Below are 525 nucleotides of genomic sequence, written 5' to 3' on the forward strand. Positions count from 1 at the left end.
CTGGCGCTGAAAGTGGTACGGGCTCAGCGCCGCCACCTGCGCCAACTCGTCGAGGGTGATGGGACGCATATAGTTATCGTGCAGGTAGTCGCGCACGCGGTCAAAGCGGTGCCCGGCCTCACCTTGCGCAGAGGCATGGTGGGCCAGAGGGCGGAAGGCGTCGATGAGGTCGAGCAGCATTCCCTGCTGGGCCAGCGGATCGTCGCTATGCCACAGGCCATAAATCAGCTGGCCAATTTGTCGGGAACGTAGGGGATCCTCGCGGACCACCTCGCTGAACCACCAGTCTCGCACCCCGGTGATGGCTTCAAGACGGTCCGGCTCCAGATAAATCATCCGGTAGCGCCAGCCGTCGGCGGTTTCCGCTTCGCCGGTGTGCAGCTCGTCGGGATTCATGGTGACAATTGAGTTTGCGGCGGCAATATGCTGACTGCCGCGGTAGCGAAAGCGCTCCGCGCCTTGCTCAATCACGCCGATGCCGAAGGCTTCGTGGGTATGGGGTGCAAAGGCGTAGCGGGATATATG

Annotated in this window: 1 protein-coding gene; it reads right to left on the reverse strand. The window is 62.3% G+C overall.

Annotated elements, in window-relative coordinates:
* Window positions 1-525, reverse strand: a 525-nt coding sequence (locus ABD353_RS40225) for an AraC family ligand binding domain-containing protein (RefSeq protein WP_344628643.1), incomplete at both ends; no start/stop codon positions are given.

Origin of the sequence: Kitasatospora arboriphila (genome assembly GCF_039528095.1) — a bacterium.
GTDB classification, from domain to species: Bacteria; Actinomycetota; Actinomycetes; order Streptomycetales; family Streptomycetaceae; genus Kitasatospora; species Kitasatospora arboriphila.